Annotated in this window: 9 protein-coding genes and 1 pseudogene; 5 read left to right on the forward strand and 5 right to left on the reverse strand. The window is 64.9% G+C overall.

Annotated elements, in window-relative coordinates; translation table 11 throughout:
• Positions 1–71 precede the first annotated feature (71 nt).
• Entirely contained in the window at positions 72–2,168 is a 2,097-nt protein-coding gene (locus F0A17_RS15150; protein ID WP_149329167.1) for a TonB-dependent siderophore receptor, read from the forward strand.
• A gap of 69 nt (positions 2,169–2,237) precedes the next feature.
• On the opposite strand, the gene fhuB is transcribed toward F0A17_RS15150, so the two are convergent.
• Genes fhuB through F0A17_RS15175 form a run of 5 tightly spaced genes read right to left on the reverse strand, consistent with a single transcriptional unit; the run spans position 2,238 to position 7,713 of the window.
• Complete coding sequence (gene fhuB, locus F0A17_RS15155) at positions 2,238–4,211, reverse strand: Fe(3+)-hydroxamate ABC transporter permease FhuB (RefSeq protein ID WP_149329168.1); 1,974 nt, start codon at positions 4,209–4,211, stop codon at positions 2,238–2,240.
• A complete protein-coding gene (locus F0A17_RS15160) occupies positions 4,208–5,083 on the reverse strand; it encodes an iron-siderophore ABC transporter substrate-binding protein (protein ID WP_149329169.1) in 876 nt (291 codons plus the stop codon). The genes fhuB and F0A17_RS15160 overlap by 4 nt, the downstream gene beginning before the upstream one ends.
• Before the next feature lie 23 nt (positions 5,084–5,106).
• Positions 5,107–5,874, reverse strand: coding sequence for an ATP-binding cassette domain-containing protein (locus tag F0A17_RS15165; RefSeq protein WP_149329170.1), 768 nt, complete (start codon positions 5,872–5,874; stop codon positions 5,107–5,109).
• Between the two features lie 58 nt (positions 5,875–5,932).
• Positions 5,933–6,871 (reverse strand): sucrase ferredoxin, encoded by a 939-nt coding sequence (locus F0A17_RS15170; RefSeq protein ID WP_149329171.1) that lies wholly within the window; start codon positions 6,869–6,871, stop codon positions 5,933–5,935.
• Entirely contained in the window at positions 6,868–7,713 is an 846-nt protein-coding gene (locus F0A17_RS15175; RefSeq protein ID WP_149329172.1) for an ABC transporter ATP-binding protein, read from the reverse strand. The genes F0A17_RS15170 and F0A17_RS15175 overlap by 4 nt, the downstream gene beginning before the upstream one ends.
• A 183-nt stretch (positions 7,714–7,896) precedes the next feature.
• Between F0A17_RS15175 and F0A17_RS15180 the strand changes: the two genes are divergently transcribed.
• The 4 genes and pseudogenes from F0A17_RS15180 (at position 7,897) to F0A17_RS15195 (ending at position 12,969) form a co-directional block, all read left to right on the forward strand.
• Entirely contained in the window at positions 7,897–9,333 is a 1,437-nt protein-coding gene (locus tag F0A17_RS15180; RefSeq protein WP_149329173.1) for a DHA2 family efflux MFS transporter permease subunit, read from the forward strand.
• Positions 9,334–9,730: 397 nt separating this feature from the next.
• A pseudogene (locus tag F0A17_RS20815) lies at positions 9,731–10,498 on the forward strand (IucA/IucC family protein); the annotation flags it as partial.
• Between the two features lie 78 nt (positions 10,499–10,576).
• Positions 10,577–11,119 carry a ferric iron reductase gene (locus F0A17_RS20820; protein WP_228716931.1) on the forward strand — a complete coding sequence of 181 codons (543 nt, stop codon included), beginning with the start codon at positions 10,577–10,579 and terminating at the stop codon, positions 11,117–11,119.
• A 5-nt stretch (positions 11,120–11,124) separates the two neighbouring features.
• Complete coding sequence (locus tag F0A17_RS15195; protein ID WP_149329176.1) at positions 11,125–12,969, forward strand: IucA/IucC family protein; 1,845 nt, start codon at positions 11,125–11,127, stop codon at positions 12,967–12,969.
• The last annotated feature ends 2 nt before the right edge of the window (positions 12,970–12,971 follow it).

Genomic DNA, 12,971 nt, shown 5'->3' on the forward strand with positions numbered 1-12,971 from the left:
ATAAGTATTACCATGTGTCTCGTGCCGCTTCGCTGGTTACCACGGCTTCTCCAACCCGTTAGAGACACGACATGTCACGCTCATCCATCGCCCTCACTGCCTACCCGCTCACCCATGCCGTTCGTGGCGCCCTTGGCCTCGCGGCGTCTGGTGCCCTTGTCGTCACCCCCTTGCTCGCCACCGCCCAGGAGGAAGCCGAGCCAATGGACACCGTGGTCGTCGTCGGCACGGCACTCAAGGTCGACACGCCGGCGCTGGAAACCCCACGCTCCATGTCGCTGATCGATGAGGAGGAGTTGGAGAATCGCGCGGTCACCAAGTTCGACGAAGCCTTGCGTTATCGTAGCGGTGTGCTTTCGGCGCCCTTTGGCCGCGATACCAAGGCCGACTGGTTCTACCTGCGTGGCTTTAATGGCGAAGACTCCACCTACCAGGACGGGCTTCGCCTGTTCCGTGAGGGAGGCTATTTCTGGTGGCAGACCGAACCCTTCGGGCTTGAGCGCATCGATGTTCTCAAGGGACCGGCCTCGATTCTCTACGGTGAGGCGCCTCCGGGCGGAGTGGTCAATGCCACCAGCAAGCGACCCACCGAAGAGGCCCAAGGTCAGCTTGAGCTGCAGGGCGGCAACAAGGGGCACCGTCAGTTGGGCATCGACAGTTCAGGACCGGTGGGCGAGCGCGACGATGTGCGCTACCGCATGGTAGGGCTGTTTCGCGAAGGCGATGGAGAACTCGACGGCACCGACAACCAGCGTGTCTACCTGGCCCCCAGCCTTTCACTTGACCTGAGCGATGCCACCAAGATCACCTTCCTTGGTAGTTACATGCGTGACCATGGTACGCCGACCAACGGTTTCTTCCTGCCCTACGGTACGGTAGAAGACACGCCGTTCGGCCGCGTACCGCGAGACACGAACCTGGGGGAGCCGGATTACGACCGGCGGGAGCTGACACAACTGTCGCTCGGCTACGAGTTGGAGCACGAGGTCAGCGATACGTGGGAGTTCCAGCAGAACCTGCGCTATAGCGAACTCGACCTGCTGCTGCGTGGCGTTTACGCCTCATATATGAACGATGGCAGGACAGCCGGACGCGGCCTGACCTATCGTGACGGGAGTTACGATGCCTTTACCGTGGACAATCGCCTGGTGGGTAACTGGTATACCGAGAGCACGGAGAATACGTTGTTGCTTGGCGTCGATTATCAGAAACTCGATGTGGATTATCGGAGCGGTGAAAACAGTGCAGTCATCGGCCCTATCGATCTCTTCAACCCGCAATATGGCAATTACACACCGGCCTCTTTAGATACTCAGCATAACGAGGGCAAGGAGCAGATCGGCCTTTACGCGCAGAACCAGCTGCGCCTATATGACCGCTGGATACTGCTGGCGGGGCTTCGGCACGATAGCGTCGATGTGACCAATCGCGCCGAAGGGCGCCCCGATCAGGGATTCGACGACTCGCAGCTTTCGCTCACCGGCGGGATCATGTATTTGGGCGATCACGGTATCTCGCCCTATCTGAGCTACAGCGAATCTTTCAGCCCCCAGGTCGGCAGCGACCCCGATGGCAATGCCTATGTTCCCAGTGAAGGCGAGCAATGGGAGCTTGGGGTCAAGTTCGCGCCGAATTGGCTGGATGGTTATCTGAATGCTGCGCTGTTCGATCTCAAAGAGAGCAATACTCTCTACACCAGCGGCCAGGCCAGCAACAGACAGGGCGGGGAGCGCCACTCGCGGGGCTTCGAGCTGGAGGGCGTCGGCTTCCTGACCGAACAGTTGCAACTGACCGCGGCTTACACCTACACGGATACTCGAGTCGATATCAGTCCGGAAGCAACGAATCTCCGAGCCGGCCTGATCCCGCGTCACCAAGCCTCGCTCTGGCTCGATTACGGCTTCGACGCGGGTATCCTGGCAGGGCTGAGCGTCGGCGGAGGGGTGCGCTATGTGGGCGATAGTGTCGACTCACCGCAGTACAGCGATACGCAAGTTCCTTCCTACACGGTCTACGATGCCAAAGTGAGCTATGACATCAATGAGAGCTGGACGGCTCAGCTCAACGTGAACAATCTCACCGACGAAGAGTACGTAAGCGGTTGCGAGTATTGGTGCTACTACGGCGAGTCACGCAGCGTGATCGGCAGCCTCAGCTACCGCTGGTAATCCCATCGTGCAGGACGCACGGCGCCCGGCCAACTGGCCGGGCGCCGTGCGTTTGGGCGAGCGAAAGGGCTAGAGCCTACGCAGCCCCCACATGAAGTAGGCGCCGCCGATCAGCGAGGCGACCAGCCCGGCGGGGATTTCATCGGGGAACAGCCACTGCCGGCCCAGCCAGTCGGCGATCACCATCAGCAAAGCGCCGATCAACGCTGCGCCCAGAAGATGCCAGCGGGCCCGATGGAAGCCCGCTAGCCGCGCCATGTGCGGTGCCAGCAGGCCGACGAAAGAGAGTGGCCCGACCACGAGGGTCGCAGCAGCCGTTAGCAGAGCGACCAGCCCCAGCAATGCCAGGCGAGCGTGTTCCACATGGATGCCCAGTGAGGAAGCCGTGGCCTGACCTAGCGGCAGGATATCGAGCCAGCGAGCGAAAGGGCGCGCGGCCATGCCCAGCAGGCCGGCGAGGAGTGCCACGATCAGTGCCGAGGAAAGGTCCACGTAGTAGGTGGAGCCCGACAGCCAGGCGACCACCTGCTGGCCGCGCGGATCGCCACCGGCGAGCACGATGGCACGCACGGCATCGAACAAGGCGGTGATCGCGACCCCCGTCAGCAGTAACCGTTCAGGGAGGAATCCCCCTCGGCGGTTGATCCCCAGCAGCATGGCCATGGTAGCTAGCGCACCGAGCGTACCGACACCGACCAGGGTGAGGTTGCTCGGCGCCGGCAAGACGAAAATCGCCACGATGAGGGCAATGGCACAGCCACCGCTGATGCCGAGCAACTCGGGACTGGCCATGGGGTTGGCCGTTAGGCGCTGGATGAGCGTACCGGCCACGGCGAGCATCAGCCCGCTGGCGGCGGCGGCTAGCAGGCGTGGAGTGCGCCACTCGAGCACCTGCCAGTCCAGGGTGAGCGTCCAGCCGCGTTCGGCCTGGCCGAGCGTTAGGGCGAAGAACCCGATGAATAGCAGCGCCAAGCCTAGCAGCAGGGACAATCTGCCCGGATCGGAGTGAGGCTGAGCGAGAGCGACACCCGCCCTGGGCGGCCCGCCGCCCAGCCGCAGACGGGGAATCAGCCACAGCAGCAGCGGCGCACCGAGTGCCGCCGTGGTGGCGCCGGTCGGGATAAGGGTGGGCAAAGTGCTGCTGAAATGCTGTAGCAGCAGGTCGGTTCCCGCCAGCAGTAACGCGCCGAGCAGTGTCGACCAGATCAGACGGGAACCCAGGCTGCGGGCTCCGGCCAGGCGCACGATATTGGGCGCCGCCAGGCCGATGAAGCCGACCACACCCACCACACTCACCACGCAGCCAGTGACGAAAACGGCAAGCCCCAGGCCCGCCAGGCGAAGGTGCTTGAGCGACACGCCTAGGCTGCGCGCGCTGGCGTCGTCCAGCTCGAGCAGGGCGAGAGGGCGCAGCAGGAGCCAGGCCGCCAGGGCGCCCAACAGCAGTCGCGGGGCGAGGAAGGCAATGTCATGCCAACCGTTCTGGGCCAGCGAGCCGGCTCCCCAGATCAGCAGCCCCTTGAGTTCTTCCTGATGGAAGAGCAGCAGTACCATGGACAATGCGCCGGCATAGAGATTGACCACCAGGCCGGCCAGGACGACCACCATGGGGGCCAGGGCACGACGCCAGGCCAAGGCGAAGACCAGCGCCATGGCACCCACCCCTCCGGCCAGGGCCACCCACTCGCGCCCGGCGGCAAGCCATCCCGGGGCGAGCAGGGTAGCGGCGAGCAATGCCAGGTTAGCCCCCGAAGCCACGCCCAATGTGGTAGGGGCCGCCAGCGGGTTGCGCAGCACCTGCTGCATCAGTACGCCGGCCAGCGCCAGGCCGCTTCCGGCCAGCAGCGACATGGCCAGGCGCGGCCACCAGCTGTAGTGCAGCATCATCGATTCGGGCGTATCCGGGGCGGCATCGAACAGGGCTCGAGCGCTCTGGATGAAGCCGGGTGCCGACAATTGCCATAGGGCGGAGACGGCGACGATCAATCCGAGCGTCAGGCATACCGTCAGCGGTCCTGTATGCTGCATCCGCGCTGATTTCATGGCGCCTCTCCCACCAGGGCGGTAACCAGCTGCTCGGCGAAGCGGCGAGCCGAAGGCAGGGCGCCGAAGCTCCATACCGGCGGTAGCACGATCCAACTGTCGTCCCGCACGCTGGGTTGATGCTGCCAGAGACCGCTGTCGGCGAGGCGTGCCTCGACGCCGACCGGGAACGGTTCCACCACCACCAACCGGGCATCGATCGCTGCCAGCCGCTCCAGCGCGACCAGCGAAAATCCCCAGGCGTTGGTATTTCCCTGCCAGGCGTTGTCCAGCCCGAGCTTTGTCAGCACTGCCTGGAACAGGCCATTGTCGCCGAAGACACGGACGTGGCGCTCGTCCATGAATTGCACGACGAGTAGGGGCGAGGGATCGGCCGGCAGATGTTCGCGGAGTGTGGCGAGGCGCGACTCGGTATCCTCGATCAAGCGCTCGGCGGCTTCGCGACGCCCCACCAGGTCGCCGATTTTACGTGTCAACTCTAGCATTTCCTGCCAAGTGTCACGTTCGGGGGTATAGAGTTCGAGCATCTCTACCGGTGCGATACGCTGCAGCCGCGGCGTGAGATTGGCGAACATCGGCGAGGTAAGAATGCGATCCGGCGCCATGGCGGCGAGTCGCTCTAGGTTGGGCTGGGTGCGTAACCCCAGGTCGAGCGTCGAGTCGGGAAGTGGGGGGACTCGTACCCAGGCATGATAGGCATCGACCTGGGCCACGGCATGGGGTGGAGCGCCTAGTGCCACCAGCGTCTCGGCCAGTGTCCAGTCGAGTGTGGCGATGGTTTCGTCAGCGGCCATTGCCGCCGGTGTGAGGCTGGCCAGCAGCCAGCAGAGCAGGCATGTGAGCCGAGGGGTCAAAAGGCGCGAGGTGGGCATGTTCGGACTCTGAGTGGCCGACGTCAGACGACGACGGCAAGCGGATGATGCCCGCTGGGATGAGCCATCACCTGCATGGGAATACCGTAGATGGCTTCCAGCGTGTCGCCGTTCATCAGCTCCGCCGGGGTACCGTCGGCCAATACCCGGCCACCATGCAGGGCGACGAGGCGATCGCAGTAGCGTGCCGCCATGTTGACATCATGCAGCACAATGACCACGCCAAGCCCGAGTTCACGGCTGAGCTGTCGGATCAGAGCGAGCACCTCGACCTGATGGGCGATGTCCAATGCCGCCAAGGGTTCGTCGAGCAACAGGAAGCGGCTGCCCTGCGCTAGCAGCATGGCCAGCCAGACCCTTTGACGCTCACCTCCCGAGAGGGTATCGACGAGTCGGTCGGCGAAGGGTTCGGTATGGGTCAGGGCGATGGCGCGCTCGATGGCGAGCCGGTCTTCCTGGCCATGGCGACCGATCAACCCACGCCAGGGGTAGCGGCCGAAGGCCACCAGTTCACGTCCGGTCAGGCTCTCGGTGGTCGGCAGTTGCTGGGGTAGGTAGGCCACCCGTCGGGCGAACTCGCGCTGTCCCCAACGGCACAGCGGGCGCGTATCCAGCGACAGCTCGCCGTGAGTCGCCAGCTGCTGACGAGCCAGCAGCTTGAGCAGGGTCGATTTTCCCGAGCCGTTGTGGCCGATGAGACCATGCACCTGTCCCTCGCCAAAGACGAGATCGGAGGGAGCGAGCAGCGATTTGCCATCGATATCGAAGCCGACGCGTCTGAGCTCGAACATGGACGAGGTCTCCGGCGAAATTGACGAGGCGCTACCATAAAGCGAACGATAAGAGTTATCAATGCGAGGCCGAAACCGCCTCGACGACGGCGATGTGCCTGGCTAGCCAGGCCCGACTCTCCGTGGGCGGCCCCGTGGCCATATCGGCGCAGGTGTCGTGGCGCTGCAATGAAAGCTGCTCGCAGTTTACCTCGAGGCGTCCTGAACGGCTGGTCGCCTGCCAGTCGACACATAGCCGACGGTGGTTGGCCGAGCCGTCGCCGTCCGGCTCCGCGACCGATACCTCTGCCGCGATCCCACGCGCCGCCAGCCATTGCAGTGCGGCAACCTGGGCGCACTGCTGCAGCGGGCTGAGTCGGGAGTCGCCGCGATAGCAGGGCAGATAGGGCCGGTTCGCCATTTCGCATTCGAGCAAGGGTCTTGCGTCCTCGGCATCGATGCGGCCGTACTTGCGCAGGGCAGGAAAGACCACGGCGCTGGCTGCCAGGCGGCAGCCGCCGAGGTGAGTGCTCTCCCACACTTCGACGGGTAGGCGGCCGGTATCGACGCTCTCGGCCAAGGCCTTGTAGGTGGCATAACCGAATTTAGCACAGCACTTGTCCTTCCTGCCGTGGGTACAGCACAGCAGCACCGGGCCCACGGGAGGGGCGATTTCCCAAAGGGCGAGCGGCTTATCCAACTGCAGTGCGGCCAGGAAGAGCGGCAATTCGCGGCGCGGGATATCGAAGCGACGATTCTCCGGCATCAAGTAGGCACGATGGCAACGTTCATCCCAATGGCGGCGATGGATGAGATTCACTCGCCGGCCCGAGCCGGCGATGGCTTCGAGTCGTTCGGTCACTTCGGCGGCCATGTCGCTGGCCCGGCGCAGGCTGCGGCACCATTTGGCGCGGGGCCAACTGAGCAGCAGGTTGTGCTCGGCATGGGCGGCGCTACCCGCCAAGGGATCGCCCAGTGCGGCGCTCTCACGGGCGCAGAAGCGCTGGACTGCGCTCATGCCGATACCTCCTGCGACCGCACGGCCGACATGCCGATTCCGCCCAGCGTGGGGATGCAGATCGGCCGGCCGGTGTTCGGTGCGCGCATCACCTCGGCGTCGAGGTCGAAAACCCGTTTCAGATTGGCCGCGGTGAACACCGCTTCGGGCGAACCGCATTGCTCGATGCGGCCGTCGCGCATCATCACCAGCACGTCCGCATAGGCGGCTGCCAGGTTGAGATCGTGCAGCACTACCAGCAGGGTGCGGCCGCGGTCATGGGCCAGCCTCACCAGAAGTTCCAGCAGATCGACCTGCACCTTGAGATCGAGGAAGGTGGTCGGCTCGTCGAGCAGGATCAGGTCGGTCTGCTGGGCCAGCACCATGGCGATCCAGCAGCGTTGGCGTTGCCCGCCGGAGAGCGCGTCGACGGGGCGCTCGGCGAATTCGGCGACACGGGCGATAGTCATGGCCTCTCGCACCGCCTGCTCGTCCTGCGCCGACCATTGCCGCCACAGACGCTGATGGGGAAAACGCCCCATGCCGACCAGTTCGCGCACCGTGAGCCCTTCGGGGGCCGTGGGGCTTTGGGGCAGGATGCCCAGACGATGGGCGACCTCGCGAGTGCGATAGCGATGGATGTCGTGACCGTCGAGCAGCACGTGGCCCTGCTGTGGCGTCAACGTGCGAGCGAGCGTCTTGAGCAGCGTCGATTTGCCACAGCCGTTGGGGCCCAGCAGGGCCGTGACCCGACCATCAGCGACACGAAAATCCACCCCGTCGATAACCCGCCGGCCATCGTAGCCGGCGGTCAGGCCTTCACCCTGAAGACGGGAGGCGTGGCATTCCGGGGGAGAGAGCATAAGCGCTGCCGAGTCGTCGTGAGATGCGCACAGTATAAGAGCTTCCCATTTGCGATGCGATACTTACATACGATTACTAATGCTTATGAGAATTGTTTGCATATGAGATTTCAATGTGGCAGCCTCGTTGACGTCATCAGGCTCCGATCGCGTTAGGGGAGTCGATTACAGGGATAGGGTGCCATGTCCAGGGAGAAAGCCGTTCCGGTGCTGATCACCGTGCTGCTGGGGACCTTTACCGTCAGTCTCAACAACAGCGCCTTGAATCTGGCGATTCCCGAGCTGATGCGTGTCTTCGATGTCGGTGCGGCGCGCGCCAGCTGGGTCATGACGCTTTTCCTGATCGCCATGGGCATGACCATGCCGCTAACCGGGTTCCTTGCCGATCGCTGGGGCGCCCATCGCCTCTACCTGTTGGGCCTGTGGCTGTTCCTCGCCGCCTCTTTGCTCGGCGCCCTGGCCGGTACGCTGGCCTGGGTACTGGCCGCACGAGGTCTGCAGGGCGTTGCCGCGGGTCTGATGATTCCTCTTTCTCTGCCGCTGATCTTTGCCGCTTGGCCCGTCGAGCGGCGTGGCCGGGTGACCGGCGTCTGGGGTTTTGCCGTGATGATCGCGCCGGCCTTGGGTCCCAGCCTCGGTGGGCTGCTGCTGGAGGTGAGTCGCTGGCAGGCCCTGTTTCTGATGAACCTGCCCGTCGCCGTCCTGGGCCTGCTGAGCGGTCACTGCTATCTCGAGGCGCAGCGGCGAGACTCTGCGCGCCGCTTCGATCTGCCCGGTTTCCTGTTGGTGACGCTGGGGGTGGGGGCCGTATTGACCGCCCTGGCCGGTATCACCTCGCCAGCCGACCTGCATCAGACGATGCGCTGGGGTCCACTGCTCGCCGGGAGCCTCCTGCTGATCGTCTTCGTGCACATCGAGCGACGCACACCGCACCCGCTGCTGGATCTCAACTTGTTCGCCGTCCGAACCTTCCGTATCAGCGTGCTGCTCGCCTGTTGCCAGGCCGTGGTCACTTTCGGCTGCCTGTTGTTGATTCCGATCTGGATGCAGCACGTCCTGGGATACGACCCGTTGACCACCGGTCTGATCTTCCTGCCCACCGCGCTGGTCGCTGCCATCTGCTCGCCGTGGGCCGGTCGTCTGTTGGATCGTGACAAGGCGCGCCATGTCGTGGTCTTCGGCATGGCGGTGACCGCGGCTGCGCTGCTGGGCCTCGCCATGTTGGGGCCAGAGGCCCCGCTATGGCTGATCGGCGCCCTGATGGCGGCGCGTGGGATCGGCCTGGGCTTCGGCTATCTACCGGTCACCACGGTGGGGCTCAACGCCTTGCCGAATCGTCCTATCGCTCAGGCTTCGGCCATGAACAACCTGTGCCGTCGCCTGGCATCGTCGCTGGGCGTCGTACTCCTCGCCCTGCACCACGACCTGAGCCGAGCGCGGCACCTGGCACAAGGCGCCGAGGCCGGTGCAGCCGACATGGCGGCGCTGGGCGAGGCTTTCCTGGTCCTGGCCGTCCTGGTTCTCGTGGCGACGCCCCTGGCGTTGTCGCTTCCCTCCAACCGCCGTGAGGTAACGTCAGCCCATGACCCACATCGAGCTACCCAGACTTCCCCAAAGTGACGCGGAGGCGCGACCTGTCATGCTGCCGAGTCCGCACGCGACCTGCCCCTCCTACGCCAGTCATCTGCTGGCCAAGGAGGCCAGTCTACGCGCTCTGCTCAACAGCTACCTGCGTGAGACGGGATGCAGCGACCCGCGTCGGCCCGACCCCGGCCTCGTCGCCTCGCTGCTCGACGCAGGCGAGCCCTTTTGCCTGACACTGCCCCAGGGAGAGCTGATCGGCACGCTGCGCTATTTCTCGCTGTCGGGTCAGCATCGCTACGGCTCGGCCTTCTATCTGCGCGACGAGCAGGGCAGGGTGGTGCCCCCGGACATGCAGGACATCATCCAGCGGCTGCTCGAGGCGCTGGGCTCGCCCACCACGGCCGACAATACCCATGAGCTGCGGCTCTGGGACATGCGCGACAAGATCAACAACAGCTTCACCCGGATGGCCGCTCACCTCGACGACTTTCATCGGCGTCATGCCGAGGCGCCACTCGCGGCACCGGACTTCATCGATGCCGAACAGTCGCTCTACCTCGGGCATCCTTTCCATCCGTTTCCCAAATGCTCCCAGGGGGCCGAGCGGCGCACCTTCGAGAACTTCAGTCCGGAGCGTGGCGCCTGTTTCCGCCTACGCTACCTGGCCGTGCATCGCACCCTGATGGAGGAAGCCTGGCTCGGCGCCCCCGATACCGGTCTGGCCGAGACAGTGTCGGTCGCGGCTCGCCAGCGGCTCGGCGGGCGTCGTGCCGATTACGCCATCCTGCCCATGCATCCCTGGCAGGCGGGATATTTGCTGACCCAGGCGGACATTCGCCCACTGCTGATGGAGGAGCTGCTCGTTGATCTCGGCCTCCTGGGGCCGCTGGCCTAACCCACCTCCTCGGTACGCTCGGTCTGGATTCCCGAAACCGGCCACGGCTACAAGCTGCCGCTTCAGGTGCGAATCACCAATCTCATTCGCGAGAACACGCTCGAACAGGCGCGCCGTACCCTCGATGCGGCACGTGTCATCCAGCATCTTCGTGACGACCTGGAGAGCGATGCGTTCCGGATCGTGCTGGAGACCGGCTATCGCACCCTGAGTGGCACACACCCGGCGCTGGCCACCCATCGCATCCCCGCGTTCACGACCTTGTACCGGCCGATGCCGACCGAAGCGCGTCATGCCTGTGTACTGGCGTCGCTACTGGAGCCGTATCCCGGCGGGACCGAGCCCAAGCTGATCGCGGCGATCCGTCAGGGCGCCGATGGCGAGGTGGATCTGTACCAATGGTTCGAGGCTTACCTGGAGATATCCCTGGTGCCGATCCTGGGCATCCTGGCCCGCACTGGTATCAGCTTCGAGGCGCACCTGCAGAACGTCCTGCTCGGCCTGGAGAATGGTTGGCCGCGCATTTTGTTCGTCCGGGACCTGGAAGGGGTGAGTCTGGACCGCGACTGGGTCACGGCCGCGTCCTGGTGGCCTGCCCTGGGCATCGCCAAGGGAAGCCCGTTGCTCTACTCGCCGGAGGTGGCTTGGCGCCGCACCCAGTACTACTTCTGCGTCAATCAGCTCGGCGGCGTCGTGCATGCCCTGGCCAGCCACCTCGGCGTCGCAGAGGACGGCTTCTGGCGTCGGGTGGGGGCTCGTCTGCAGGGGCTGCGTGGTGCAGGCAATGCCCGCCAGGCGGCGTTTGCCGAGGAATTGCTGCAGGCCGACCATTGGCCGGCCAAGGCCAATCTCCTCAGCTGTTTCCGACAGCGCGGCGATACCCCGCTATTCATCGATGTCGTCAACCCCATCAAGCGAGCCGGATGAGAATCATGGAAGCGATCCTTCAGCGACCCATTGCGGGCATCGACTACGGGCAATTGCCCGCATCGCTGGACTATGCCAGAGCGGAGCAGCGCGTGCTGCGCCAATTGATTCAGGGACTGATCTTCGAAGCGGTGCTACCGGTCGCCGAGGAGACGGCGGCCGGCCCGGAGGGCTGGCATTCGCTGGCCCTCACGGGGCGCGGCGCCGACGGGAGCGAGGTGCGCTATGTCGCCCTGGGCAAGCGCAAGGCGAGCTTCGGCCGGATATGCTTGGCGCAGCGGCCCGTACAGCGTCTGGCAGTGGACGGTAGCCGACGTGATGCGACCCTGACGGATTTTCTTGGCGAGGTGCTCGCCGAGGTGGTGCCTCCACAGCGCCTGCCGGGCTTCATGAACGAGCTGCAGCAGACCCTGCTCAAGGATGCCCAGTCGCGGGCAATGAGCGGCATGCCGACCGCGCCGGACCTGAATTGGGACCACGACGCCTGGGAGGGGCGGCTGCAGGAGGGGCACCCTTATCATCCCAGCTACAAGTCGCGCCTGGGCTTCTCGCTGGAGGACAACGCCCGCTACGGTCCGGAGTTCCGGCAGGCCATACGTCCGATCTGGCTGGCCGTGGCTCGCACCGACTGCCGGTTGTCGATCTCCGCCTCGGTCGCGCTCGGTACCTTTCTGCGCGAGGAGCTGGGTGACGCGACCTTGACGCGCTTTCGCCAGCAACTCGTGACGGGGGGTTGTCGGGCCCAGGACTACGCCTTCCTACCCGTTCACCCCTGGCAGTGGTCCCATGTCATCCTGCCGACCTTTCAGGCCGAACTGGCCTCGGGTAGGCTCGTTTGCCTGGGGCAGGCCGACGATGACTATCGTGCCCAGCAATCGATTCGCACCCTGGCCAACGTCAGCCGGCCCCAGCGGTCGAGCCTCAAGCTGGCGCTGAGCATCACCAACACTTCCACCAGCCGAATCCTGGCCGCCCACACCGTCGAGAACAGCGCGCGCATCAGCGATTGGCTCCACGACCTGGTGGCGCGGGATGTCACGGCTCGGCATTGCGGCGTGATCATCCTGCGCGAAGTGTTGGGAGTGGCCTATGACGTCTCGCGCCTCGCCGCTCCGCGGCGAGCGCTGGCCTACGGCACCTTGGGGGCCGTGTGGCGGGAGAGCCTGCATCGTTACCTGCGACCGGGCGAGCGGGCGCTGTCCTTCAACGGCTTGACCCAGCTGGCCGGCTCGGGTGCGCCGATGCTCGACGGCTGGGTGCGTCGCTATGGCGTGGAGCGTTGGAGCCAGCGCCTGCTGGAGGTCACGATGACGCCGCTGATCCATATGCTCTACGCCCACGGCATCGGACTGGAATCCCACGGCCAGAACATTGTGCTCGTCCATCGCGATGGCTGGCCCGAGCGCATCGGGCTCAAGGACTTCCACGATGGGGTGCGCTACAGCGTGTCATTGTTGGCCGAGCCCGGGCGGGCGCCCGACCTGGTGCCTGAGCCGGCCAGCCATGCCACGGTCAATCGCAACTCCTACATCCAGACCGACGACGCCGCCGAGGTACGCGACTTCACCTACGACGCCTTCGTGTTCATCTGCCTGACCGAACTCTGCCTCTGCCTGGAACAGCATTACGGCTTGCCGGAAGCGACTTTCTGGGCGATGGCCGCCGAGACCGTCCATGCCTACCAGATGGCGCATCCGGGCCTGAAGGAACGCTTCGCGCTGTTCGATCTGTTCACCGAGACCGTAAGTATCGAGGAACTGACCCGGCGACGCCTGTTCGGCGACGGCGAGAAGCGCTTTGCGCAGCGCGACAACCCCCTCCATCCCTTTCGGTTCGTCGCCGGGGAGTGACC

Source organism: Billgrantia pellis (assembly GCF_008297955.1).
Taxonomy (GTDB): Bacteria; Pseudomonadota; Gammaproteobacteria; order Pseudomonadales; family Halomonadaceae; genus Halomonas; species Halomonas pellis.

Excerpts from the sequence above, each read along its gene's own strand:
- F0A17_RS15150 (WP_149329167.1), top strand. The coding sequence starts at position 72 with ATGTCACGCTCATCCATCGCCCTCACTGCCTACCCGCTCACCCATGCC.
- fhuB (WP_149329168.1), bottom strand. The coding sequence starts at position 4,211 with ATGAAATCAGCGCGGATGCAGCATACAGGACCGCTGACGGTATGCCTG.
- F0A17_RS15160 (WP_149329169.1), bottom strand. The coding sequence starts at position 5,083 with ATGCCCACCTCGCGCCTTTTGACCCCTCGGCTCACATGCCTGCTCTGC.
- F0A17_RS15165 (WP_149329170.1), bottom strand. The coding sequence starts at position 5,874 with ATGTTCGAGCTCAGACGCGTCGGCTTCGATATCGATGGCAAATCGCTG.
- F0A17_RS15170 (WP_149329171.1), bottom strand. The coding sequence starts at position 6,871 with ATGAGCGCAGTCCAGCGCTTCTGCGCCCGTGAGAGCGCCGCACTGGGC.
- F0A17_RS15175 (WP_149329172.1), bottom strand. The coding sequence starts at position 7,713 with ATGCTCTCTCCCCCGGAATGCCACGCCTCCCGTCTTCAGGGTGAAGGC.
- F0A17_RS15180 (WP_149329173.1), top strand. The coding sequence starts at position 7,897 with ATGTCCAGGGAGAAAGCCGTTCCGGTGCTGATCACCGTGCTGCTGGGG.
- F0A17_RS15195 (WP_149329176.1), top strand. The coding sequence starts at position 11,125 with ATGGAAGCGATCCTTCAGCGACCCATTGCGGGCATCGACTACGGGCAA.